This is a genomic window from Paenibacillus sp. FSL K6-1558 (assembly GCF_038002565.1).
In the GTDB taxonomy this organism is placed as follows: Bacteria; Bacillota; Bacilli; order Paenibacillales; family Paenibacillaceae; genus Paenibacillus; species Paenibacillus polysaccharolyticus.
This window is the reverse complement of sequence record NZ_JBBOCV010000001.1, coordinates 6,168,575-6,193,770: the sequence shown is the minus strand read 5'-3', so window position 1 is coordinate 6,193,770 and position 25,196 is coordinate 6,168,575. Positions and strand designations below refer to the sequence as shown.

The window sequence follows — 25,196 nt, the reverse complement described above, 5'->3', positions numbered from 1 at the left end:
CTTCGAAAAGAAAATAAAAAACAATCCGGCAGTTTATTACAACTCGCCGGATTGTTGTCTTGTTTTATTTTGCAACACGTAGATGAGGTTAGAGAATAACTCCGTCTTTGAAGATCGCGATCTCCCGGAAACCATGCTGTTCGCTAAGAGTCTGCGCACGTCCTGAAGCAATATCAATAATCTGACTGAATAATTGTTCTTTGACTTGTTCCATCGTCTGTCCTTCAAGCAGCTGACCGGCATTAAAATCAATCCAGTGCTTTTTACGGTTCGCCAGGTCCGATTGCGTTGCAATTTTGACCGTAGGTACCGGACCGCCAAACGGTGTGCCGCGTCCCGTCGTAAACAGCACGATATGCGCTCCTGCCGCAGATAAAGCTGTCACGGAAACGAGGTCATTGCCGGGTGCCTCTACAATGTTTAGACCCGTTTTGGTCACCCGTTTACCGTAACGGAGCACATCGACAACCGAGGAGCGTCCTCCCTTTTGCGTACATCCGAGTGATTTTTCTTCAAGTGTTGTAATTCCGCCTGCTTTGTTACCCGGCGAAGGATTTTCGTAGATATTTTGACCATGATTCACGAAATATTGCTTGAAACCATTCACAAGGTCTACCAAATCGTTGAAGACATGCTCATCTGCCGCACGGTTCATCAGAATGGTTTCCGCTCCAAACATCTCCGGAACCTCAGTCAGAATCGCTGTTCCACCCGCAGCAACGAGCAGATCCGCAACAGCGCCTACGAGCGGATTCGCTGTAATGCCGGATAAGCCATCCGAGCCTCCGCATTTCAATCCAATTTTCAGTTTGCTCAGTGGCAGAGGCTGACGTTTCTCTTGCTCAGCAATCTCAACCAGCTCTTCCATTAAACGCAATCCTTCTTCCAACTCGTCCTCGGTCTCTTGCGCTTTGAGGAAACGTACCTTCTCCCGATACTCCGGTGCGATGCACTCACGGAACTGATCCACCTGGTTATTCTCACAACCTAAACCAATGACCAGCACACCACCAGCGTTTGGATGCTCGACCAGTGAGGCCAGCAACTGTTGAGTATATTTCAGGTCGTCCCCCAGCTGGGAACAGCCGAAAGGATGCGGAAAATGAAACACACCGTCCACCCGACGGCCAAATTGGGACTGCCCCATCCGTGCAAGAGCTTCACACACCTTGTTAATGCATCCAACGGTATTGACGATCCAGATTTCATTGCGAATTCCCGCTTCCCCGTTCGGACGCAAATACCCATCGAATGTTCGTAAATGTTCAGGAGGCATGTCTATCGTCATCGGTTGTCCTGGCTGATATTCATATTCAAGCAAACCATGCAGACCTGTCTTCAAGTTATGGCTGTGTATCCAGCTCCCCTGTGCAATTGCTTCCTGGGCGATGCCGATGGAAAAACCATATTTCATCACATCTGCTCCCTGTGCAAGATCATGCACAGCGATTTTGTGCCCTTTAGGTACATCATCTTGCAGTGTGAACGAGTGACCATCCGGCAGATCGATACGCTCTCCCTTCACATAATCGCGAAGTGCTATGATGACATCGTCCTGAGGCTGGATCGCAATCCAGTCGTTGATTGTGCTTGTTGTACTCATTTCACTTCACCTTCCAGTTTACTGATTTCATGTACGAGTGCTGCTCGCAATCCTTCTTTTGCATCCAGATTCTCTCCCCAGATCACTTCATCGGAGAGAACCGCAGCAACTCTTTTCTCCAATTCAGCCGTTCCACTGGTCAAGTGATCGTAACCTTCCCAATGAGTAGCCAAAGCTGCCAGTACATCAGGGTCATCTCTTAGTGGAATCGTTTCTCCGCTCAAAAGCTGCGCTCTGTAGCCCTCCTGCGTCTGCAATGGGCGATATAAATAGAGGAATCCGGCAAAACCTTGTATTAGCCGCTCAGGCCAGCTTCCTTGACTCTGTTCATAGGCGAGCAGGGTTGGCAGTACACGTACTTTGAATTTACCGGCCGTATTCAGTGCAATATCCTGCAACTTGTGATCAATATATGGATTTAAGAAACGTTCAAAGACTTCTTCCGCATATGGCTCCAATCCCAGCTCAGGCATATCCAAAGCAGGCACAATCTCTTCAAGCACCGCTTGCCTAATCCAGGAACTAAACTGCGGATCTTCCATGGTTTCTCTTACATGTTGTTTACCGCGAAGCAAGCCCAGAGAAGACATCAGGGTGTGTGAGCCGTTCAGGATGCGCACTTTCCGAAGCTGATATGGCTTCAAATCTTTAACCCAGTGCACATTGAGCCCTGCTTGTTTCAATGGAAGGCGCTTGTCCAGCGACTCCTCGCCTTGAATCGCCCAGAAATGATAAGGCTCTGCCGTATTAATCAGTTGATCCTCATAACCCCAGCGTTCCGTAAGTGTATCTGCCTCTTCCTGGGTTGGCGCACCCGTCACAATACGATCTACCAGATTGTTCAGGAATTGATTGTGATGTTCGATCCAAGAGCGGAAGCTGTCCGAGAATCCGAAATCTTCACTATGACGGAGCACGCATTCTCGCAGAACATCACCATTGCCCTCAAGCAATTCACATGGCAGGTGAATGAGTCCTCTCGATGGATCTCCAGCAAAACGTACATATCTTTGATGCAAGAAAACCGTCAATTTACCAGGAAAAGATTGAACGGGCTCTCCTGGGATATAGTCTGATTGGATATATTTCAAGCCGGATTCTGTCGTATTCGAGATTACAAATTCCAGCGATGGCAGCTCCGCAAGTTCCAGAAACGTCTGCCACTCCTCGTATGGATTAATAAATTGGGAGAAGACAGAGACCATTTCCGTACGTTCCACACGCTTCCCTTCAGAGAGACCACGCGTAATCATTGTATATAATCCATCCTGATCACGAATCTGCTCCAGCTTGGCCTTGCCCCCAGGCCGAGGCTGTGTCACGGCTACAGAGCCGTGAAACTTGCCTTGCCGAGCACTCTCATGAAGCATCCAGTCTGCGAATCCCCGTAAAAAATTACCTTCCCCGATCTGCAAAACTTTGACGGGACGTTCAATCATTTCTTTGCATTTGCGCTGACTATCATTGCCGAGCAGATGCATCTTCAATCTTGGCCGCTTTGTGCTTGCAGACATGGACACTCACCTCACCGATTATTTGCGAACTCAGAATGCGAACAGCATATGCTGGCATCCTTTTATTGTAAACGCTTTAAATTCATTGTATCATCAATAAAAGGAAATTAAATTGCTTATATTGCGTTAAATATACTGTTTTTTGATCAGAATTGACATCTTATCTGAGACATTTGTCTCCCAAAGGAGTCCCAATGGAACATTCACCAGTTCGCACCACCATTCAGACCGAATCGGGCATACCGTTCCGCCTTGTCTATAGTGATACGAAATCTCCACAAAATGAATTACCGGATCATCTGCACGACTGGCATGAAATTATCTATGTCTATAGGGGACAGGGAAGTATTTTTATCGATGCAGGTCTCGAAGATATGCAGGAGGGAGATTTATTTCTTATTCCAGGCAGTACCGTGCACCGTGCATTGCCTGATGCAGGTAATCCGGTTACCTCTTCTGCACTGTTCTTCAGTCCGGGGTTACTGGCTTCAACCGCCGGAGGCATGTCCTCCTCCTTGCTACACCCATTTGAACGCTGTCGCAAACGGCGAATATACAAAAGGCATCTAAACCATGCCGAGCAGACACAAGTGTCTGCCTTCATTGATGATATTCATGCCGAGTTCCGTTCCGATCATCATCTGAGTTCTCACGCCGCACTGCTCCGATTGCAGCTCTTGCTTATTTTCCTTGAACGTCTGGATTCAGCTACCGGTCCTGCCCATGCTACAACATCACTACCTACACCGTCATGGCTGTCCTCCATTCTGTCTGACATTGATCTTAAACTGCGCAATCGATTGACTTTACCTGAACTTGCACAACAAGCTGCCGTATCTCCTGCTCATCTTAGCCGGGCATTCAAGCGTTACACCGGAATGACGCTAACGGATTATGTACTCGCTCGTAGAGTTATTATGGCGAAGGAGCATCTTCTGAATGGGGATGAAACGATGGCTGCTGTCGCAGATGCTTGCGGATTTGATAGTTTGCCTCATTTTTACAGACAGTTCAAGAAACTGACGGGCACGACACCGGCCGCATATCGCAGAACGATGGTACAACATCGCTAGGATGTGAAACGGAGATATGCACACACATATTATTCCAAGAGAGGATATGGTATGATATTCAAGGTTTGCGCAACACGATTATATTGTTACTGGAGTTGAACCTGTGATTATTAAATTTCTTATTTTTGTCCTGCTCTGGCAGATCGTTGGCAATCCGTTCATCGCCATTCTGATTTTGCTCGTCATCCTGTATTTCCTGGATCGTCGTTTTGTCGGCGTATTTCCAAGCTTCACCAAACCCCTTAAACGGTTGCGTAACATTTCCAGGTTGAAACAACAGCTAGCGCTGAACCCTAACGAAGTATCTTCCAAGCTGGAACTGGCCCGATTGCTCATTGAACGCAAACGTTACAGTGAGGCACATGCCTTTTTGCTTGAACTGGAACGCCCTTACGAACAGTCTGCTGAGTACTGGGAAGCTTTGGGCACAACTGAACTGTATCTCGGCAAAATCTCGGAAGGCGAACGTCATATCTTGCATGCACTTGAGATTAACCCCAGAGTCAAATACGGACAGCCTTATCTGAATCTGGCTACAGCCTTCAAGGATACGGATCGTGACAAAGCCCTTCATTATGTGCAGCAGTTTCAGGAAATCCATTCTTCCTCCAGTGAAGCCTTTTATCTGCTTGGCTCGGTATACCGTTCGCTAGGGCGTAATGAAGATGCCAAACAAGCATATGATCAATCCCTGAATGTGTATCGTTCCTTGCCCAAATATAAAAAACGTCAGGAACGGCGCTGGGCTGTCCGCAGTTGGTTCCGCAAACGTGCTTTGTAGATTGAACTACCTTCGTATATCAGCAAGCATCCTATAAAAGAAAGATAAGTGTGCTGGTTCTGCTCTTTTGTCCGTAGCAGAACCAGCACACTTATTTATTTGCCACGCATGTTAGTTCGTTAACAATTGACGTAATTGATTCTCATGCCGCCCCATCCAGTCCATTCGCTGTTTGAGTTTCACAATTTGCTCTGTAGCCACCTCTGGTTTATCCGTCCCTTCCAGCATCCGGCTGATAAAATGCATAACCACATCCAGACTTCGCAGCAAAATCAGCTGCGGGATTGCTTTCAGTTCGTCAGCGGTGAGTTCAACCTCTTCTCGAAAGCCCTGCACCAGATTAGCCTGCGCCTGCCACATCCATTCTTCGCTCTTGTCCATGGTCAGCATGTCAGACATCGGAACAGCCAGTTCCATGACCCGCAGATCCCAGGTGGCAAACTCAAAATCAAGAATCGCACTCATGTTGCCTTCTGGGTCTACCAGCACATTGGATGCGTTCACATCACCATGCACGATTTGATGCGGAAGTTGCTCCATTCCACGCAATGCTTTGAACAAACCTGGCAGTTCAACCAGCAACTGCTCTAACTCCTCGGCACAAGCCTTCAGCGTTTCCGGCGGCGAAGCACACATTCCCAGTAAACGTTCTGGTGTACACAGCGGATAAGCCTCGTCGATCCGGTAATATGGCGGATATACCGGCTTAAGTTCCAATTCGAGCTTGGCAAGAGCTGTTGAGAGATTTCCCGCTGCCCGTCCCAAAGGAAGCAATTGCTCGGGGGAATCCCATACCGGATTTACGCCTTCCAAATAACGAAACAGAGCCACGACTTTAAAAGTTCCCGTGATATGATCTTGTACAAGCTGGTAAGTCTGCCTATTCTCCTCATTAGAATGGTTACTTTCCTTCGATTCTTGATCCGCTGTCTTGCCGCTACTACTAGATAATGAAATGACTGGTGTTGGCGAATGAAGTTTAAAATCTGTATTGGACAGTGCGATAAGCACGCCATGTTCAAAAGCTATTTTCGCTTGATCATTATGTGTTTCGTATTGTCTCATAACATAGTCTGCATCACGGGTGTGAAGTACAAAAGTAGAATTATTCATACCTCCATTGCTGCGCTTACCTTGCCAATCCGATCTGAAGCCGTATAAGGCTAACACTTCAGAGATTAATTGTTTTTCCAATGGAAGAAGAGAATTTTGCTGTTTGTTAGACACCGATTTGAACTCCCCTGTTACGATAATTTGAATGAACTCTTTCATCATATCGGAAGTTGTAAGGCGGGTCTAGTTTTCTTCATGCTTCAAGCAAAAGGAACATAGCCCGTTCGATTCAACTGCTCCGCGATAATCCGGTACCCTCTTGCGTTTGGATGGACTCTGTCCCAGAACAGCAATTCTCGCTCACGTCCTTCAAACTTGTCGTACACCTGAGCACATGCATAGTTACCTGAACCTGCACTATTAAGATAAGAATTGTACTGTCGCACCCAGTATGCAGCTTCGGTTGATTGTGGATACGGGTTGTACAATCCAATGGAACGAACAAAGTACTTCTGATCCCCTTTTAACTGCCGAATTTGTCGCATAACCTGAGATACATGATGACGTGTTTCACCAAGCACTTGTGTCATTTTCCCGGCATTTGGAATACCTCCGCTAGCTTTAAATGTACGGATCAGATCGTTACCACCAATGGAAACCGTAATCATATCTGCTTCACGTATCGCTTGACGCACCCGAGGATGTCCGTTAATCATCTGCTGAAGTTCTGCCGATGTTAGTCCGTTCACACCCAAATTGTCCATAGATACAAATGTACGAAGGTTCATTTCCGCCATACGGCGATAGATTGGAACAAATCCGGTTCCGAGCAAAGCTCCTGTACCTACCGTCAAGGAATCCCCTATAGCTACATAACGATATACCATCCCGCCGCTCCTCTCTCTGCTGATCTCCCTGATCATTCATGAACTCCCTATATCCTATGAAGATCGATTCGACAAAGCGCGGGATAGTGTCCTTAGGCAAACACCAATCTTTGTGTCCATGATGAGTATTATAAAAAAGAAAGCCCCACCACATGATGCGGCAGAGCTTCCCTTCCATATGAAATATCAACATCAATGAGAATCACATACCAACGGTATGATTCGATTCGGAAGATTCCGACTGTTCCTTGTTGCGGAACGGCCACCAATTCGCCCGCCCGAACATCTTCACCATTACAGGTACGAAGAATGGCAGGAATAAGAGGGAATACAGAATCAGACCGCTAAGCACAACGGTAGCGATTTGCATCATCGAGAGTACCCCGGACGGATACATCGCCGCAAACGTCCCGCTTAGAATGACCGCAGCGGACAAGATGACGGTTCCCATGTTTTTCATCGCGTATAACATCGCATCCTGTACTCTCATTCCTTTGTTTTCGTTAAATCGATCCATAAGGAAAATGCTGTAATCAACGCCAAGCGCAATCAGCATAACGAATCCAAAGAATGGCGTAACCCAACTGATTCCGGCATAACCCATGATATTCACAAAGACCACTTCCGTAAGTGCCATCGATGTGAAGTACGCAAGCAGAAGTGAAATAATGAGATAAATCGGCATGATGACGGAACGAAGCAGGATTACCAAGATGATAAATGTTCCTGCGAGCATCAGCATAACGGTACGTGTGTAGTCTTTGTTCGAGATCGACTGCAAATCGGCAAACGTGCTGGTTACACCGCCTACGGCAACATCGGCTTTTTCAAGCGCACTGCCCTGAACTGCACGATGTACTGCCGCTTCGATATCTGGCACACGGTCAATCGCTTCTGTACCATACGGATTCTCAGCAAAAATAACATCCAGCGTCATCGTCTTGCGATCTTTCGATAGATACGTATCAAACACTTTTTTGAAGTCCTTATTATTCAAGGCTTCTTCAGGTACGTACCAGCCTGCGAGATCCGAATCCGGTGAATTTTGCAGTTGTGTCAAATAATCCTGAGCAGAATCCAAGCCACCTGATACTTTCTTGATTCCATCCACACTTTGGTTCAAGCCATCTGTCAATTGTGTTAATTGACCACTGAGATCCGAGAAGCCCTTCTGGATCTTCTCCTGCCCTCCCTGAAGCTGACCCAGACCATTCTGGATAGAAGGGATTTCTTTGATCACCTTACCTTGACCATCGGCAGCCTGTTTCAATCCTGTTTCCAGTTGACCAATACCTGTTACAATCTGACCCAGACCATCGGCCAAAGCCTTCTGTCCGGACGCTGCGGAAGCAAAACCTTCATTCGCTTGATTGATTCCAGCCGCCGCTGCACTCAGATTCGTCTGAATTTGGGAAAGTCCCTGCGCAAGCTGCGCTGTGCCTGAACCGGTTTGACCAATCGTGCCTTTGATGCGTTGATAGTCGGCATCTTGCTGCAATTCAGGGAATCGCTCCTCTAGAGCAGAGAAGGATGCTGTAAGACTCGTCAAAGCTGTTGAAACACCTGTCAATTGCTGCTCCAGTTCCTTCGTTCCATCGCCCAGCGCAGCAACACCTGCTCCTGCCTGACGGTAGGCTTGCAACAACTGATCATTCGCTTTGGCAAGCTGGTCTGCACTCGTTTTGGCTTGTTGAAGTCCGGCTTTGAGATCCCCTGCACCAGATGATCCATCCCGAATGCCTTTTTCAATACGCTTCAGTCCATCGCTTAGCTGTGTAATACCGGATTGCAGCTGGCTTGTTCCCTTGGTTAGCTGACCTGCTCCGTTTGCTGCCTCTTTAAGCTGTGGTTCATTTTTGCTCAATTCATTACTAGCTTTGCTAAGACCATCGCTGATTTTATCCAGACCTGTCTTGCCCTCGCCCAGACCATCCGATAGTGTACCTACCTGTTTGGTTACTTCAAAATCTTTGATCTCATCCCCCGTTGGACGTGTCATACTACGAACACCAGCAACACCGGGAACTTTTTCTACTTCGCGGCTGATCTTCTCTGCCACAGCCATATATTTGGCATTATCCATCGTTTCGTCATTTTGAATGACGATCTGACCCGGCAGGGATTCTCCTGGCCCGAAGCTATCTGAAATAATATTAAAAGCTTTGACCGAATCGTATTTGTCACCAATCTCATCCAGACTGTTGAATGATAATTTCCCGTCATATGTCAACAAAAGAGGCACCGTAACTGCGGCAACAATCAGCAGAGCTGCCCACGGACGTTTAAGTGAGAATTTGCCTGCTGCACCGTAGATTTTGCTCTCGGCATGTTCGAGCGATCCTTTGGATGGCCAGAATAACTTTCTGCCCAGCACAGCCATAAAGAACGGCACAATCGTCACGAGTGCCAGCATCATCACGGCAATCCCTACAGCGACCGCGACCGCAGAACGGTACAACAAAAACTGTGCAAAACCGATGGCCACGAATCCAACCAGCACTGCTAGAGCTGAGAAAAACACCGTTTTACCTGCGGTGCGATATGTAGCAATAATGGCATCCCATGTATTCTCATGGTGTGCTAGCTCTTCCTTGAAGCGGCTGATCAATAGAATGCAGTAGTCTGTACCGATTCCGAACATGACTGCAACCATAAAGATCTGTGTGAACGTGGAGAGCGGGAAGTTAACCCCATCGACCAGGAACGCAACAATCTGCTGGGATACGATGTAACTGATGCCCACCGTCAACAGCGGTACAAATGGAGCTACGAATGAACGGAATACGAGAAAAAGAATAAGTAAAATAAAGACAACCGTAATGTATTCCGATTTCTTGAGTCCTTCTTGGGAACTCTCAATCGTATCTTCATCAATCAAACCTTTACCTGTAATATAATGCTCAACATTCACTGGTTTCAGCGCACCATTCAGATCATTCCGCATTTCCTTTACGGTGCGGTCACCCATTTCAATCGAAAGTGAAGTCAGAATGGTTGTACCATCCTTCGAGATCATCTTATCTGACAGTTCCGGCTGTGTGAAGGGGTCCAGAACAGACAAGATGCCGAGTTTTTCTTTATCGGCCTCGAGTAACTTAACTGCCTTTTCCGCCTCTTGTTTGCCTGTTGTACCAAGACCATCCGGATTATAAAATACCAGTGCGATCGAGGTACCTTTCTGTTCTCCACTTTGAGCTGCAGCTTCATCCAGAATTGCAGCTGCTTTTGTAGAAGAGTACCCCTCAGGAACCGAAAATTGCCCTTTTTCCCGAATTAACTCACTCATGTTTGGCGCGGTAAACATCAATACAGCCGCGGCGACAATCCACAGCCCCATGATCCACCAGCGTCCTTTTAAAATTGCTCTCATTACTTCTCCAGCCCTTCTTCTTGTGTTAGTAACGCTGCAAGCTTCTCAAAAGATTCAATAAAGTTCTGGACCGCTTCTGGTGTAAAATGTTTCAAGTAAGGTTCAAGAACCTTCTGAATCTCCAGCTCAGTCTCCTTGTAAATCTGAAGACCGGCCTCGGTCAGAGTCAGATAGATAACACGACGATCACGTTCATCCCCTGCACGATGCACCAGATTCCGGTCAGCCAGCTTGGTTACCAGAGCCGTAATGCTGCTCTTGCCCACACACAGGAGCTCCGCAAGATCCGACGGGGTGCAGGCAGGTTTTTCATGTATGAGGCGCAGTGCACAAAACTGATCCGTTGTGACCGTTTGCCCTACCTTTTCCCGTATCTGGGTATCAAACCGCTTGTTAACCAGGAAAGACGCATCCAGATAACGATTCACCAAACTTTTGGCATCTGGGATGTTCATATATTTTTCTCCTTTCAAAACTAGTTCACATAACGAACTATTCATTAGTAAAACTATTCTATAATGAAACTATGTTGTGAAGCAATACTTTTTTCCTACTCCTTAAACAAAAAAACAGGACATCCGGCTCAGCACTTTTGCCAAGCCAAATATCCTATCTGATTTAATCGTATATGATTATACGCAAAACGTTTTAAAGCACATCCCTTGCTAAGCTTCCTGCTCATCGTCCTCTTTCTCAAGCACACAGCGGAATCTCTCCACGCCTGGATACAGTTCACCGAGACTATAGACGACAAATCCCGTGTTTCGGTAAAACTCCACCGCTTCCTGATCTGTCTCTGCGATCAAAGTATCCGGATTGTACTCTGCAAGAAGCTGTGAAATCATGCCCCGCCCATAATTTTTGAAACGGTTCTCGGGCAGAACTGCAATATGGCGAATGGTAATTTCGCTCGCTCCCGTATGTTCATAGCCAATTAGACCAACCAGCTGTTCTTCATCCTCATACCCCGTCAGAAACAGGTTACTTTGTGTCACATATTGCTGTACCGTTTCATTAACCTGATCCGGGTCTGGGAATACAGCGTAAGAGAGCAGCTCCTGGACTTCCGGCTCCTGCAATCGTGGCTTCAAATTTTTCAACAAAACAATTCCTCCAATTAAGTATTTAGTCTTTCTGCACAGCAAACCGAAGCAACTCGCAACGAAACTCTGTCGGTTCATCATACTTCTCTTCTTGGATCGTCTGGGTTACATGCTCCTGAAACAGAATGTTCCAGCCCTCGTAGGCCTGTTCCAGTAAAGCAATGACTTCGGATGTCGGCAGGTTCAATTCAATCAATGGCTCAATCTGACGGCCTGTCTGGATTTCTTTTTCTTCCACACTGGTACTCATCGTAATACAATGGATACCTCCGAGCCGGGTTCCCTCTTTTAATCGTTCCACTGTTTCAAGAAAAGCCTCTTTGCTAGATGTGTGTTCGAGACAGGAACAAGCCGCAATAAAGTCGAAAGCTTTCGGTTGAATCCGGTAATGCTCAACATCTGCTTTTTCGGCCTGAACGATGTGATCCACCTCATACTGTTTCGCATACTTGCGAAGTCCGTCTACCGCTTCATCCAACAGATCCACGCCAATAACCTCGCTGTTTGTATCTGCAAGACGTTGTGCAATCGGAATCGTATGTCTGCCCACACCACATCCCAGGTCAAGTACACGTAATTCCTGTTTATGAACAAGCAAACGTTCCAACATCTCCATCACCATAGGCATGGGTCTGGACATCCATGTTCCGTCTTCAAACAATTCATTGTTTTTATAAAAGTTAGAATGATATCCCGCTTCTGCTTGACGAGCAGCCTCAAATTGTTCTTCCCGCATTCAGTTACCTCCTGCAATGGATTTAGACCTTTACAGTAACGTTCACCTAAAAGCGAAGAAAAGAATCATATAAATTACTATCATAATTAAACTGGCCGTGACAAGTATTTTCCCCGCATCCCGTTTACTGGCATAGTCATTAAACAACAGTATTCCACCAATGGTCATCGCAATGGGCGCAAAAAATATCGTCATGATCACGAGCAGCACCATAGAATAACGATCCAATGCCGATTCTTCATACTCCGACATATATGGCTGATCTGGCTTGGCCGTTTTGGTCGTTACCATATTGCCGCACGACTTACATTTGAATTCATCTTCTCCCATAGGTTGATGACAATACGAGCATTCTCTTGAAAAACGTGGCATATCTATCTCCCTCCATCGGTGAACCGGTCTCAAAGTGGCATATGTTTCTGCAAAAAAGCTCCCAGCACCGCTTTATATTTCTCGCGATCAACCTGAAAGGCCGTTCCGTGACCTGCACGAGGAATCGTCAGCAGTTCCTTCTCTGACTTACACACTTCGTACAAGCGATACACCATTTCCGTTGGTACAAACAGGTCCGCCTCACCATGGATGAAGAGCACCGGTACGTTAACTTTGGCGAGTTGCTTCAGTGCAGATGCTTCTTTAAATGAGTATCCGGCCTTCCATCTTGTAATCAAGCTGGTCACCGGAATGAACGGAAAAGGCGGTAGCTTGTACAACTGTTTCAATTGGAATGTCAGTTCTTCCTCAACCGATGTATAGGCACAGTCCGATACAATGGCTCTGACCTGATCAGGCAGCTCTTCCCCGCCTGTCATCAGCACAGTCGCACCTCCCATCGATATGCCATGCAGAACAATATCTGTATTTAGTCCTACATGTCCCAGCACCCATCCGATCCACTGAACATAATCTTTCCGATCTAACCAGCCAAATCCGATGACCTCTCCTTCACTCTGACCATGTCCGCGATCATCCGGCATTAATACGTGATAACCCAGGGTTTCAGCGTAAAATCGGGCGAAGCCCGCCATTTCTCTGCCTTTCCCCGAGTAGCCATGAGCCAGAATAACTGTCTTTGCAGACTTGTTCTTTGAAGGAAGCCAGATGCCAGAGAGTCTCAATCCATCTTGAGACTGGATGGTCACGGTCTTGGTATCCTGAGCATCAAGCCATTGTAAATCAGCAACAGTACTGATCAGTTCATCTTCCACTTCAGTTTTAAGATTCGGATTATCCGCCAAAAATGTTTTCGGCGTACGCCGAATCGCTGTCTTGAAGAAATAAAGTCCTCCAACCCACAGCAGAGCTATGATGATGATGATGAGAGCCGCCAGCCCGTAAAATATCATGTAAAAAATCCTCCATTTCAGTCTATGAGTTAAAGCGACTCCATATTTAAATCAATTATAATGCCGTCATAACCTAGCATGCTTCAACTTTTATTAGCCTGCTGCAGCGCTCCGCAAGCAGCCTGGTACGCGGGAAGTAGCTTATCAAGCAGTGGTTCTGCTTGATGGGTTAGTTCCTGTTTCGCGTATTTCTCAATCTGGCTGAACAACGTTGAGAGATAACTAATTCCGAGGCTTAGACTTCCTGATTTCAAGTCGTGGGCAGTCTCGGCCGCCGCCTTATGATCGGCTGAAACAACATGTCTGCGCAAGTCCTCAATTTTACCTGGCGTTTCCGCCCGGTACATCTCCAGCAACATACTGAGCAACGTTTGGCTCCCATCCGTATTTAATTCAGCAATCTCACGGACAACGTCCATATTCAGAATCTGTACAGGTTTCGATGCCGAGTGCCACTTCCGAATGGTCGTATCGAGCACCTCTAAGGTAAATGGCTTACCGATAAAGTCATTCATTCCAGCCTCATAACACTTGTCCTTCTCACTTTGCATTACATTGCCTGTCATTGCAATAATCGGCGTCGATGGACGCATCTCATCCTGCTCTATTGCACGAATCTGGCGTGTTGCTTCAATCCCGTCCATAACGGGCATCATACTATCCATCAAAATCAGACTATATGTTTTATTGCGAAACGCATTCACAGCTTCTTCCCCACTGGATACACATTCGAGTTTAGTAAAACCCAGCTTTTTGAGTTGCAGTTGAACAAGCTGACGGTTAATAACATTATCATCAGCCAGTAGAATGGGCAAGGTGCGAGCATCTTGCTCAGGTGCATCCTTAGAGCTGTTCTTCGTTGCATCACCAACATTGTTTTTGGCATCATTTGTAAGGTTCGAAGTTTCGTCATCTACCGTTAACTGGGCACTCTCTTTGCTTTCCACCATGTGCAGCCCAAGTTCAAGCTCAAACCAGAAAGTGGAACCTCCCCCTTCCTTACTCCTGATTCCGATCTCTCCGTTCATTAATTGAACAAGTGACTTGCAGATCGATAAACCAAGACCTGTACCCTCATACTCTTTCGAACGTCCCTGCTCTGTCTGCATATAGGGTTCGAACAAACTTATTTGATCTTCTTCTGAAATACCAATTCCCGTATCATGCACCTCGAAGCGTACAAGCTGAGTGCGTGCCTGCTGCCTTACAAGCTTAACTTCCACCTTAACAGATCCATCGGTAGTGAATTTGTTTGCGTTCTGAATCAGGTTAATCAGTATTTGTGTAATTCGGGTAGAATCTCCTTCAAGCACGGCGGCGACTTCTGGGTCACAATCCATGATCATGCGATTTCTTTTCTTATCAATCTGGGGCTTAAGCAGACGCAAGATGTAATCCATAATCTCTTGGAGCTTTACCTCTCCTTGTTCAAGACGCAATTGACCTGCTTCAAGCTTGGAAAAATCCAGAAGATCCTGAATTAATTTAAGCAAAAGCTTGGCTGCCTCCTGGATAACAATGACTGAATCCTTCTGCTCCTCCGATAAAGGCGATAACGTTAACAACTCAGCCATCCCCAATATTCCGTTTAACGGTGTCCGAAAGTCGTGGCTGATGACCGCCATAAAAGCACTTTTGGATTCGTCAGATGCTACAGCCTTCTGACGTGCTGACTCAAGACCCGCATTGTTCTTGGAAAGTTGCCGCTGAAGCGTCACAAGCTCATTATTCATATCAGAAAATGCTGAAAGAGTGCGTTCCTCTTGCTCCTTGCTTCGAATCAGTTGGTCAGATAACTGCTCAATCGTTTTACGCAGTCTCTGTATCTCTTCATTGTCACTCGGCATCCCTTCATCCCTTTCCTATTCACTTGCCGTACTTACATTGTCAAGCGACACCGGATGATTAAGCAGACGCTCAGCGATAGCAACAGCCTCTTCTGCTCCAGGTGCATAACCATCAGCACCGACTGTTCGCCATAATTCTTTGTCTATATTAAACGGATAACCGCCAACCATCACTTTGACATGAGCCGTTTCTGCATGGTTACGAATACGTTCAATCAACTCTTTAGCCAGATGAAGATGATAAGTCATCGTCACCGAAATCGCTATTACATCACTCTCATGTCGCTTGATCGCTTCCACAATGCTTCCATTTGGAACATTGGCTCCAAGATAATACGTATCCCAGCCTTCCATTTCGAATACATCTGTAAGCATGCGTAACCCAATCTCGTGCTGTTCACTCCCCACACAGGCTGCAACCAGTTTTTTTCCCTTATTCGGTCCAATCAGCCATCTGGAGTACAAACGAGAAATAAAGGATTGTGTTGCTGCTGTGCAAAAGTGTTCCTGACCAACACTAATCTGTCCCCGTTGCCACAACCGGCCGATCTCGTATTGAACAGGCTGAAAAATGTAGCGATACATATCGCGGATCGTTGCACCATCATTCAGTTCTGACTCTACAATTTCGAAAGCTTCCTTGCGATTATTATCTAGCAAATGTTGCAAATACGTCTTTGCTTCGAGCCCGTAGGGCATGGATGCATGAATAAAGCTGGCCTGGGTATCCATATGCTTCATTACATCGATCCCCATCTCCAGATATTCCAACAGAAACTCACGGTGAGGTTGTTCGATTTCTTCATTTAACGCCTCTTTAATCAACTGAAGATTCATTTCCAGATCTTCCGCAGATACCTGATAGCCGGCAAGCAGAACTTTTAACCACGATATATAGTGAGTGAACAAACCGGGACTTTTCACAAGCACACTTTCTGCCAGATAGCTCAGACTGTACTGTGAGTCCTGCTTGGTTCTTATTTTTCCAATTGGACCGAAACGTTCCATTAAGTCGGGCTGCAACCGATACTGCATTTCGGTTATTTTCTCAGCCAAGATTTCTGCATCTTGAAGTAAACGTTCTCCGGCCTCCCGATGACTCATCGACGCATTCCTCCTTTGCCCTGCATCCTGTGCCGCATAAATCTATATCATGTATATCATTCCGTTTAGGAAACTCTACTAATCTAGTATACATGAAGAGTTCTATATCATTTCGATGATATAAAACAATCTTCCTATATTATGTAGCTATACGCAAGCCATATAGCCAGTATCCGAGGTATGTTGAAGACACAAAAAAAACGGATCCACGTTATATACGCAGGTCCGTTTTGCCTTCTGCAGCAAGCCCTAGTTTCTTAAGTAGGCGTATCGCCTCAACTTTTTCGGATGGTTCAAGCCCCTCCAGAATGTCAATAATGACTTGATGATGCTGTGGAAATATTTGCGTGAATAACTGTTTCCCTTCTTCCGTCAATTCCGCATATATAACCCGGCGATCCTCCTTGGAGGGACGCCGAAAAAGCAAATTCTTGTTTTGTAACTTGTCAACAACATACGTAATATTGCCACTAGACATCAATACTTTTTCACCGATCTTTTGCAAAGCCTGTGGTCCTTTATGATATAACAAGTCAAGTACTCCGAATTCTGTGGAATTGAGTCCATGGCTTTGGATGTCCCGATTGGAACGTGATGTCACTGAATTGTATGCGCGAATAAGAACCACAAACAATTGCAATGACAACTCCCGGTTATCCTCCGTTTTCAGCATTTCTATAATCCTCCATCAGTTATATACATTTCCGTCCGTTTCACCGGATAACTTCTGCTCCCACTCCTCGCGGAGCATGCCCATCCGAATGGAATCATAATACTCTCCAAGAACGAGCCGGCACTTCCGCATCCGCCCCTCGATTTGCAGTCCGATCTTTGTTGCAGCCTGCATCATTCGCTCATTACCAGACCACGTAGTCAGTCCAACCCTCACGATGGGCAGATTTTCAAATAAATGACCTGACCACATATAAAGTGAACGTGTACCGATCCCCCTCCCCCATCGAGAAGATTTGTAGATGATAATTCCCATCTCAAGCCACATCGATAACGGATCTTCAATATAATAACTGATCATTCCAACGATTTCTCCGTCTGCCTCAATGATTCGAAGGGATGCTGGCCGCCCTGCTTTTTGATCTGCTTCCAACCGTGCAAGTGTATGCTGCACAAAACGCTCGTATGGCTCATGCTCCAGCGGATAATAAGGTGCATCCCACTTTTTCCATTCGGGATTGTCATCCTTATAAATCAGCTCATAAAGTTCAGTAAGGTCATCTTGCTCCACGATTCGAAGAACAAGCTCATCATCTCTAAGGGGAAATTCTCTCATTCTAGATCATGACACCAACTTTCCGTCAAATTCGTTACGGACGGTGAAGTTCGTCGATAGTGCCGTCTTCTTTGGCAATGATCACAACGTCCGCCATCTTCACAAATAGTCCATTATCCACGACACCTGGTAACATATTCAGTTGTACGTTAAGTTCGGAAGCATCGGCAATGGCCCCCAGATGGCAGTCTGCAATCAGATTTCCGTTATCCGTAAGGTATTGTTTTTGCCCATCCATCCGCCACTCCGGCTGACATCCCATGTTCTCAAGCGCCTGAAAAGTCCATTCCGATGCAAAGGGTACAACCTCGACCGGTAAAGGGAATTTCCCCAGTTTTTGTACAGCCTTGCTACCGTCAGCAACAATGATCAGCTTATCGCTATTTGCTGCCACTATTTTTTCACGCAATAGAGCTCCGCCACCGCCTTTGATCAGGTTAAAATCCGGATCCACTTCATCCGCCCCATCAATCGTCAGATCTAGTCGTCCAATCTGGTCAAAAGGAATAATCGGAATACCCCATTCTCGTGCCAGCTTGTCTGAAGCCTCTGAGGTAGCTACTGCCTGAATGTTCAGACCTTCCCGAACCCGCTCCCCAATTCGACATATCGCATAATATGCGGTTGAGCCTGTGCCCAAACCAACTTTCATTCCATCTTCAACGAACGCTGCCGCATGTTCTGCTGCAATCTGCTTCAGATTCATTATTTAACCCCCGCCTGCTCATTAATTTGTATAAACCATTATGTAGTTATTATAGATAAAACCTCATCCGATGTATATCCAAGCTTCCTGAACAGATTAAGATCGGCTTTCTGATGATAAATGGTGTAATTTTTCCCGCTATGTTATAGAATACAGAATGAAACTAAAAAATGGCAATTTTTAAAAATAAACAGTACTAATTACCTATAAAAAGAAAGATATGTCCATAAATACGTAAAATATTAAAAAAGTTTTAACAAAACTATTCAAATTAACGACATTTTACACGACATAATAGATATAGATGTGTTTTAATAATTAGACACACTGGTTTCAAAAGGTACATAAGTCTTGCATAGTGACTAAGAAAACCAAGACCATTGTCGCACTTTCCCTTCAGAAGGAGATGACAGAATGAAGTAACTTTTTGCTCCAAAAGCGCATCTTACAGATTTTTAATTTACAGAAGATCAGGAGTGGAGTTTAGTGAAATCATTGAGTTGGAAAAACATGTCGTTTTTCTCTAAGAACCTATTGCTCTCATTTACCAACATCATCATTATTGGCGTGGCTCTGATTGCAAGCAGTTATTACTTCCAAAGAACGATTCTGGTTGATCAACTGCATGGACAAGTAGCGCAGATTACGAAAAAGTGGGCTCAAGATATCAATGCGGCAGATGTACAAACTGCAATTACAGAGCGCAGCTACGAAGGTACTGCTCAGACGAAACTAAGAGCTTATTTCGACGAAATGCAAAAATATTATCCTAACATTGCACAAGCCTATATCTTCGGTGTGGAGCTTGGCGGCGACAACAAACGGTTAACTTCCCTTGTTGCGATGCCAACAAACCTGAGAGAGGCTTTTCAGAGCGACAATGTAAATATTGGCGATATGTACGAACAACCTGTCGTTGTAGCCAATGCTCTGAAAGAGATGCTAAATACCGATCGTCCAACGTTCACCACCTTTTATTCCGATGACTTCGGAACCTGGACGACCATTGCTTATCCGATCAAAGACAGCAACGGCAAAATTTTTGCATACTTCGCTGTGGATGCGGATGCCAGCGCAGTTCCAAAAGGTCTGAATTCCTTGTTATTAAATGGAGTTATTATTCTGGTAGCGTTCTTGCTTCTGTTCCTCATTATTCAATATCTTGTCGTGAAAAATACCCTCTCTCCGATTCGTCATCTGATCAAAGGCATCGATGAAGTCAGCAGAGGTAATCTGGATGTCAACATCCCGACAGGAAAAGACGATCTGGGACTTGTAAACGAAAAATTCAATGTCATGGTACGCCGTATCAACGACACGATCGTTAAAGTGCAAATGACCTCCCAGGAAGTAAACCAGTCTGCGAAGGAACTCTATGAAGTCTCTGAGCGCAACAGTGAAAATGCAGACTCCATTAACAATAACGTTACTCATATTAGTACAAACATCCGTTCACAAGAACAGGCTACCCGTGATAGTGCACGCGCAATGTCCGAGATGGCTACCGTAATCCAGACCATTGCGAGTAGTTCCGCAAGTGTTGCGGACGAAGCCTATGAGATGGAGCGTCGTTCACAACAAGGTAATACTGTAGTTCGTCAGGTATCCGAGCAAATGAACCTGATTACGCAATCTGTGAAAAATACAGCTTCAGCGATCGAAGTGCTGGAGAGCCGTTCACAGGAAATCGGTGATATTCTGAACATAATCTCGGGGATCTCAAGCCAAACTAATTTGCTTGCTCTTAATGCATCCATTGAGGCGGCTCGTGTAGGTGAAGAAGGAAGAGGTTTTGCGGTAGTTGCTGGCGAAGTACGTAAGCTCGCCGAACAGTCCGAACAGGCAACCAGTCAGGTTGGCGTATTGATTCAAGAGATTCAGGCCGGTATTAAACAAGCTGTACAAGCCATGGAACAAGGTACTTCTGAAGTAGATACAGGTCTCTCCGTAGCGGATCAAACCGGTCAATTATTTGATGAAATCCTGGAAGCAGCGAAAAAGGTATCCCACCAAATCCAGGAAGTTTCAAGTGCAACCCAGGAAATTTCAGCAGGCACAGAAGAGATGACCGCAACAGCGGATGACTTGTCTGCAAGTGTAAGCAAGACAGCTGATAGCAGTGAAAAGATCTCTGTATCTGTAGACGAGCAAAAGGCTTCTCTGATTACGTTGGTAGACTCCTCTACTCGACTCAACGATATGTCTGAAGAACTACAGGAATTGATTTCTCATTTCAATGTAAGCAAACAGCAATAAAAAAATAACTAACACTCGGTTTCAACCAAGGAGGATACCTGAAGTGATTGAAAACCAATCTTTCTCCCACTCCGTGGAATCTGGCTTGCCTGTTCTTCAGATTCCGTTGGATTATGGACGTCGCCAGCAAACATTCTCTTATGAGTCTACTCATATTACATTGAAAGCGTCATTGAGTCGTGAACTTAATCAGAAGTTTGGGGAACAGATGGTGTACCCTGCATTCCTTTCAGCTTATGCAGCCTTGTTATTCCGATTGTCTGCTGAAGAGGAGCTCGCGATTGGAGTACTTGCTCCGGATCAGGCAGCTTCTTATCTTTCATTAGAGCTTCAGGGCAAGACAACTTTCAGTGAATTATTCGAACAGATTACACGGCAACTTCAGATTCCTTATACACAACAAACCGGAGGATATCCTGAGACACTGTTTATGCTAAACAGTGTCCAGTTGCCTCAGGCACCTCAGGTGATGAATTGGAACGTGCGTTATGATCAGAACGAGATGATTCTCGATCTGTTTTATGACCGTTCGTTGTTACAAGAATCAACGATATTGCGATATGCGGAGTATTTTCAAACATTACTTCTCGCTCTCTTGCGTGATGATCACAAAGCAATCGGTGCAGTAGACATACTGACTGCTTCAGACCGATTGCTCTATCGGGAAATGAATGACACCGCGGTACTTGAGCCAGCGCATCCGACCATCCATGGCTGGTTTGAAGCCGTCGCTGCGGCATACCCGAATTCTCCGGCGATTACCTCACTTTCAGCGAGTTATACGTACCGGGAATTAAATGAACGCGCGAATCAGGTTGCTCGCGTGTTAATATCCAACGGATTAAAGCAAGGTGAATTTGTAAGTATTTTTATGGATCGCAGCCTGGATACGATTATCTCGTTGCTCGGTGTTCTTAAAGCAGGCGGTGCCTACGTGCCGATTGATCCCGAACATCCGCAAGAACGGAACAGTTACATTGTCGAAGATACGGCTTCTCCGTTTGTACTGACAACAGAAGCCTCGTTCGATCAAGCTAAAGCATTGTTTTCCGGCATTTCTACGGTACGTCACATTCTTTCCGTGGACGGACGACTTGCAGGATTTGCTGCCAGCAATCCGAACTTGGATATCAAACCTGATGATCTCGCTTACGTCATCTATACTTCAGGCTCTACTGGCAGACCGAAAGGCGCACTGATCGCTCACCGGGGTGTCACCAATCTGGGCAGTGTTGTACAGCGTGACTGCGACATTCAACCTGGCGATGTATTAACGCAGTTTGCCACATACAGCTTCGATGCATCCGTATGGGATACGATCGGTGCTCTGTTCTATGGAGCCGAGCTTTATCTGTTGTCGGCGGAAGAACGAGTATCTATTGAAGAGTTTGCAAGTGCAATCCAAAGAACAGGGACGACCATTATTACGATATTGCCAACGATTTTCTTTAATCAACTGGCCTCTTATCTGTCAGATGAAGGCTTTCATAAACTGGAAAAAGTGCGTATCATCACCGTAGCTGGAGAAGCTCTCTACGGGGAGCAGGTTCGGGCTTTCCAACGCAAATTTGGCAATCAGATTGACATCGTTAATGTATATGGGCCAACAGAATGCACCGTGGCCACCACGACACACCGGATTAGTGAACAGGTCCCGGGACACGTTGTTAATATTCCGATTGGCAGACCTATTCATAATTACAAAGTATACATTGTCAACGAAGAACACCAGCTATGCCCTGTAGGCGTACCAGGCGAAGTGTATATCGCAACTCCTGCACTTGCCAAAGGGTACTTGAACCTGCCGGAGCGCACAGAGCAATCCTTTATTGATAATCCGTTTGCGATTGGTGAAAAAATCTACAAGTCCGGGGATATTGCCAAAATGCTGGATACCGGATTACTGGAATATGTGGGACGCAGTGACTCTCAGCTGAAAATTCGGGGTCACCGAATCGAAATCGGTGAAATCGAAGATCATCTGGCCAGACTGGAACAGATCCAGGATGTTGCCGTTATTGCAAAGAAGGAAGCGGACGGCCAAAACATGCTCGTGGGTTACTTTACGTCCAAAGATGGAAGCACCCTTTCCGTAACGGATATCAAAGCAACACTTTCAGAGAAACTTCCATCGTACTTCGTACCCAAATGGATTTGCCAGCTGGATGAGATGCCTATTGCCCCAACAGGGAAAATCAACCGTAAGGCCATGGTGTCCATGCCACATGCTGAACGTCATACCGATCAGCCAGACCGCGTGATGCCCGAGACAGAAACGGAATCTATACTCTTCCATGCTTGGAAGGAGATTTTACAACACGAAGAGTTTGGTGTCGAAGACAGTTTCTTCAGTATTGGTGGCGACTCCCTGCGAGTCATCCATGTACTGGTTCTTCTGAAACCACATTATCCGCAGCTGAAAATCGCTGATTTCTTTGCAGAAAAAACAATTCGTGCTCTTGCTCGCCGAGCCATACTTTTAACGGAGCAACGTGAACCAGCGAAACGGACATCCACTGCAAATGGCATCATCACGCAACTTTCCGAACATCCGGTGGAACTGTCTACACAGCTTGGATATCCGAACATTCTTCAGCCTGAGCATGTGCTATTGACGGGTGCGACCGGTTATCTGGGCTCACATGTACTGCAACAGTTAATTGTGACGTCTTCGGCACGGATCTACGCGCTTGTTCGTCGCCCAAGCGATGGCACGACAGCAATGGCACGTTTAAGCAAAGTGATGCAAGGTTATTTCGGCAAACAACTTGCTGACCAGCTTGAAGATCGTGTTGTGATTGTTGAGGGGAATTTGGAGGAAAAGAACCTGGGTCTTGACGCTGAGCAACAATCGTTGCTTGAGTCAAGGATTGACCGTATCATTCACTGCGCGGCTGATGTTCGTCATTTCGGGGAGGCGGCGCAGTTCGCTAAAACCAATGTCGAAGGCACAGTTGCTCTGTTAGACCTGATACGTAACAAAAAAGGGGCTTCGTTCCATCACATATCAACGATGGGCATACCCGAAGATCTGGCCCTCAGTGGACAATGGGAATCGACATTGCAATATGACCGTTTCCCGGAAGATTTACATGTGGACAACGTTTACTCCGACAGTAAGCTCGAAGCGGAGAAAGTACTCATGACCGCCGCAGAAGAAGGCGTGCCAGTCAGTATCTACCGTGCAGGCAACCTGACATGTGATTCTCGTACGGGTCGTTTTCAGACCAATATCGATAGCAATGCGATCTACCGCATGATCAAAGCAATGTTATTGCTGGGCAAAGCGCCTGCCGCGGACTGGCTGATGGACTTTACCCCGATCAATTATGCCAGCGAAGCAATCGTGCATCTGGCCTTACGTCAGGATACGGCTGGACGTGTGTTCCACATCTGTAATCCGGAGCCGATCCGGTATGATGCCTTAGTAGAAGCCGTGAAACGTGCAGGTTACGATGTCGAAACGATGCCGTTTGAAGACTATCACCACTGGCTGTTTGATACAACCATTGCCAAAGAGCCAGAAGCTCTGCAACTTGCGATCGCTCAGTTGGAAGGTGACGGAGCGAAGGATTCAGCATATGCGTATGCATCGCCGGTAACAACGGCTTATGTCGAACCAGCAGGAATCTTCTGCGCCAAGACCGATGAGCGATTCATTCATACCATGCTGGGCTATGCGGTTCAGATCGGTTATTTCCCAGCAGCAATTCGTCCGAATTATGGTACAACCACGGTTGCAGATTAAACGATATGTTGGATAACGATATCAATAGAAATTAATAAAGCAAAAGCCACTTTATCGCGTTACGGCGATAAGTGGCTTTTTTGCATAAAGATGAGTCAAAAATGGCTAGCCCGTCATCATAACGTTCCCCTTTATACGCTATCTTTGCATCACAAAAACTATAGCCAGCGGATTATTGCAATGATAGCAAGATGAGCCGGATAGAAATAACGCCAGATCCACCGGGGTCCTTTCAAACGGAAACCTGCTTGGTAGTACTGTGCGATGGCAATACCAGTTGTTGCAATTACGCTGTACATCTGCAGAAAACTATGGTGCAGCATCAGGTAAAAGGCATTTAATATAACATGTGCCATAACCAGCATCGGCCCTTTGAAATAACGGAATAACAGCACGAGAAGCAGGCCATACATACCATAATCCATATGTGACCATTCCATTAACCATCCCGCCCCGATCGCAATCGGGATACTAATCAGCTTCGAAGGAAGCTTATCTAGGGCCAGCAGAACAAGCAGTGCCGACCACAGGGTCCAGACCACATTTAATGAAAAATGATTAAACGCAGCCATAAACGGAACTTGGGAAATCACTGCGATCCAGAATAACCGCCATATGTATTTCTGAACATTACGTGTATGCTTGTAGCCGATAAATACGGCAAAGGCATAGATTGGAAAAGCAATACGACCGATGATTCTCAGTTCAACCACATGTGGAAAAAACACAGCTCCGATATGATCTATCAACATCGTAATCATCGCAATCCACTGCATCATAT

Annotated in this window: 20 protein-coding genes; 4 read left to right on the top strand and 16 right to left on the bottom strand. The window is 46.0% G+C overall.

Annotation, left to right across the window (positions count from 1 at the left end; genetic code table 11):
• Nucleotides 1–88 precede the first annotated feature (88 nt).
• Nucleotides 89–1,603, bottom strand: coding sequence for a UxaA family hydrolase (locus MHI38_RS26915; RefSeq protein WP_186809552.1), 1,515 nt, complete (start codon nucleotides 1,601–1,603; stop codon nucleotides 89–91).
• On the bottom strand, nucleotides 1,600–3,117 hold the full coding sequence (locus tag MHI38_RS26910; RefSeq protein ID WP_308722046.1) for a tagaturonate reductase: 1,518 nt from the start codon (nucleotides 3,115–3,117) through the stop codon (nucleotides 1,600–1,602). The genes MHI38_RS26915 and MHI38_RS26910 overlap by 4 nt, the downstream gene beginning before the upstream one ends.
• A 194-nt stretch (nucleotides 3,118–3,311) precedes the next feature.
• Between MHI38_RS26910 and MHI38_RS26905 the strand changes: the two genes are divergently transcribed.
• On the top strand, nucleotides 3,312–4,190 hold the full coding sequence (locus MHI38_RS26905) for a helix-turn-helix domain-containing protein (RefSeq protein ID WP_154886423.1): 879 nt from the start codon (nucleotides 3,312–3,314) through the stop codon (nucleotides 4,188–4,190).
• Between the two features lie 103 nt (nucleotides 4,191–4,293).
• On the top strand, nucleotides 4,294–4,971 hold the full coding sequence (locus MHI38_RS26900; RefSeq protein ID WP_341181878.1) for a tetratricopeptide repeat protein: 678 nt from the start codon (nucleotides 4,294–4,296) through the stop codon (nucleotides 4,969–4,971).
• 111 nt (nucleotides 4,972–5,082) lie between these two features.
• Here MHI38_RS26900 and MHI38_RS26895 read toward each other — a convergent pair whose 3' ends face one another.
• The 13 genes from MHI38_RS26895 to rpiA form a co-directional block, all read right to left on the bottom strand.
• On the bottom strand, nucleotides 5,083–6,198 hold the full coding sequence (locus MHI38_RS26895) for a phosphotransferase (protein WP_186809554.1): 1,116 nt from the start codon (nucleotides 6,196–6,198) through the stop codon (nucleotides 5,083–5,085).
• An 86-nt stretch (nucleotides 6,199–6,284) separates the two neighbouring features.
• Nucleotides 6,285–6,947: a GDSL-type esterase/lipase family protein gene (locus MHI38_RS26890; RefSeq protein WP_253495494.1), complete on the bottom strand. Its 663-nt coding sequence runs from the start codon at nucleotides 6,945–6,947 to the stop codon at nucleotides 6,285–6,287.
• Nucleotides 6,948–7,113: 166 nt separating this feature from the next.
• Nucleotides 7,114–10,281, bottom strand: coding sequence for an MMPL family transporter (locus tag MHI38_RS26885; protein WP_341181877.1), 3,168 nt, complete (start codon nucleotides 10,279–10,281; stop codon nucleotides 7,114–7,116).
• Nucleotides 10,281–10,736 carry a MarR family winged helix-turn-helix transcriptional regulator gene (locus tag MHI38_RS26880; RefSeq protein WP_154886426.1) on the bottom strand — a complete coding sequence of 152 codons (456 nt, stop codon included), beginning with the start codon at nucleotides 10,734–10,736 and terminating at the stop codon, nucleotides 10,281–10,283. Before MHI38_RS26880 ends, MHI38_RS26885 begins: the two co-directional genes overlap by 1 nt.
• Nucleotides 10,737–10,946: 210 nt before the next feature.
• Complete coding sequence (locus tag MHI38_RS26875; RefSeq protein ID WP_154886428.1) at nucleotides 10,947–11,384, bottom strand: GNAT family N-acetyltransferase; 438 nt, start codon at nucleotides 11,382–11,384, stop codon at nucleotides 10,947–10,949.
• A gap of 22 nt (nucleotides 11,385–11,406) precedes the next feature.
• Complete coding sequence (locus MHI38_RS26870; RefSeq protein WP_154886430.1) at nucleotides 11,407–12,120, bottom strand: class I SAM-dependent methyltransferase; 714 nt, start codon at nucleotides 12,118–12,120, stop codon at nucleotides 11,407–11,409.
• A gap of 42 nt (nucleotides 12,121–12,162) precedes the next feature.
• A complete protein-coding gene (locus tag MHI38_RS26865) occupies nucleotides 12,163–12,411 on the bottom strand; it encodes a hypothetical protein (protein ID WP_341181876.1) in 249 nt (82 codons plus the stop codon).
• 110 nt (nucleotides 12,412–12,521) lie between these two features.
• Nucleotides 12,522–13,466 (bottom strand): alpha/beta fold hydrolase, encoded by a 945-nt coding sequence (locus MHI38_RS26860; protein WP_154886434.1) that lies wholly within the window; start codon nucleotides 13,464–13,466, stop codon nucleotides 12,522–12,524.
• Nucleotides 13,467–13,549: 83 nt separating this feature from the next.
• Nucleotides 13,550–15,313, bottom strand: coding sequence for an ATP-binding protein (locus MHI38_RS26855; protein ID WP_154886436.1), 1,764 nt, complete (start codon nucleotides 15,311–15,313; stop codon nucleotides 13,550–13,552).
• Between the two features lie 15 nt (nucleotides 15,314–15,328).
• Nucleotides 15,329–16,417 (bottom strand): cobalamin B12-binding domain-containing protein, encoded by a 1,089-nt coding sequence (locus tag MHI38_RS26850; protein ID WP_154886438.1) that lies wholly within the window; start codon nucleotides 16,415–16,417, stop codon nucleotides 15,329–15,331.
• A 211-nt stretch (nucleotides 16,418–16,628) separates the two neighbouring features.
• Nucleotides 16,629–17,090 (bottom strand): MarR family winged helix-turn-helix transcriptional regulator, encoded by a 462-nt coding sequence (locus MHI38_RS26845; protein WP_123064387.1) that lies wholly within the window; start codon nucleotides 17,088–17,090, stop codon nucleotides 16,629–16,631.
• Between the two features lie 15 nt (nucleotides 17,091–17,105).
• Nucleotides 17,106–17,705 (bottom strand): GNAT family N-acetyltransferase, encoded by a 600-nt coding sequence (locus MHI38_RS26840; RefSeq protein WP_154886440.1) that lies wholly within the window; start codon nucleotides 17,703–17,705, stop codon nucleotides 17,106–17,108.
• A 34-nt stretch (nucleotides 17,706–17,739) separates the two neighbouring features.
• Complete coding sequence (gene rpiA / locus MHI38_RS26835) at nucleotides 17,740–18,411, bottom strand: ribose-5-phosphate isomerase RpiA (RefSeq protein WP_154886442.1); 672 nt, start codon at nucleotides 18,409–18,411, stop codon at nucleotides 17,740–17,742.
• A 510-nt stretch (nucleotides 18,412–18,921) separates the two neighbouring features.
• Here rpiA and MHI38_RS26830 point away from each other — a divergent pair.
• Together MHI38_RS26830 and MHI38_RS26825 are read left to right on the top strand one after the other, a co-directional pair.
• A complete protein-coding gene (locus tag MHI38_RS26830; RefSeq protein WP_090923961.1) occupies nucleotides 18,922–20,667 on the top strand; it encodes a methyl-accepting chemotaxis protein in 1,746 nt (581 codons plus the stop codon).
• A gap of 43 nt (nucleotides 20,668–20,710) precedes the next feature.
• Entirely contained in the window at nucleotides 20,711–24,415 is a 3,705-nt protein-coding gene (locus MHI38_RS26825; protein WP_154886444.1) for an amino acid adenylation domain-containing protein, read from the top strand.
• 158 nt (nucleotides 24,416–24,573) lie between these two features.
• Here the strand turns inward: MHI38_RS26825 and MHI38_RS26820 are convergent, their stop codons facing one another.
• Nucleotides 24,574–25,194, bottom strand: a complete 621-nt coding sequence (locus MHI38_RS26820; RefSeq protein ID WP_253495521.1) for a TraX family protein — start codon at nucleotides 25,192–25,194, stop codon at nucleotides 24,574–24,576.
• Nucleotides 25,195–25,196 lie beyond the last annotated feature (2 nt).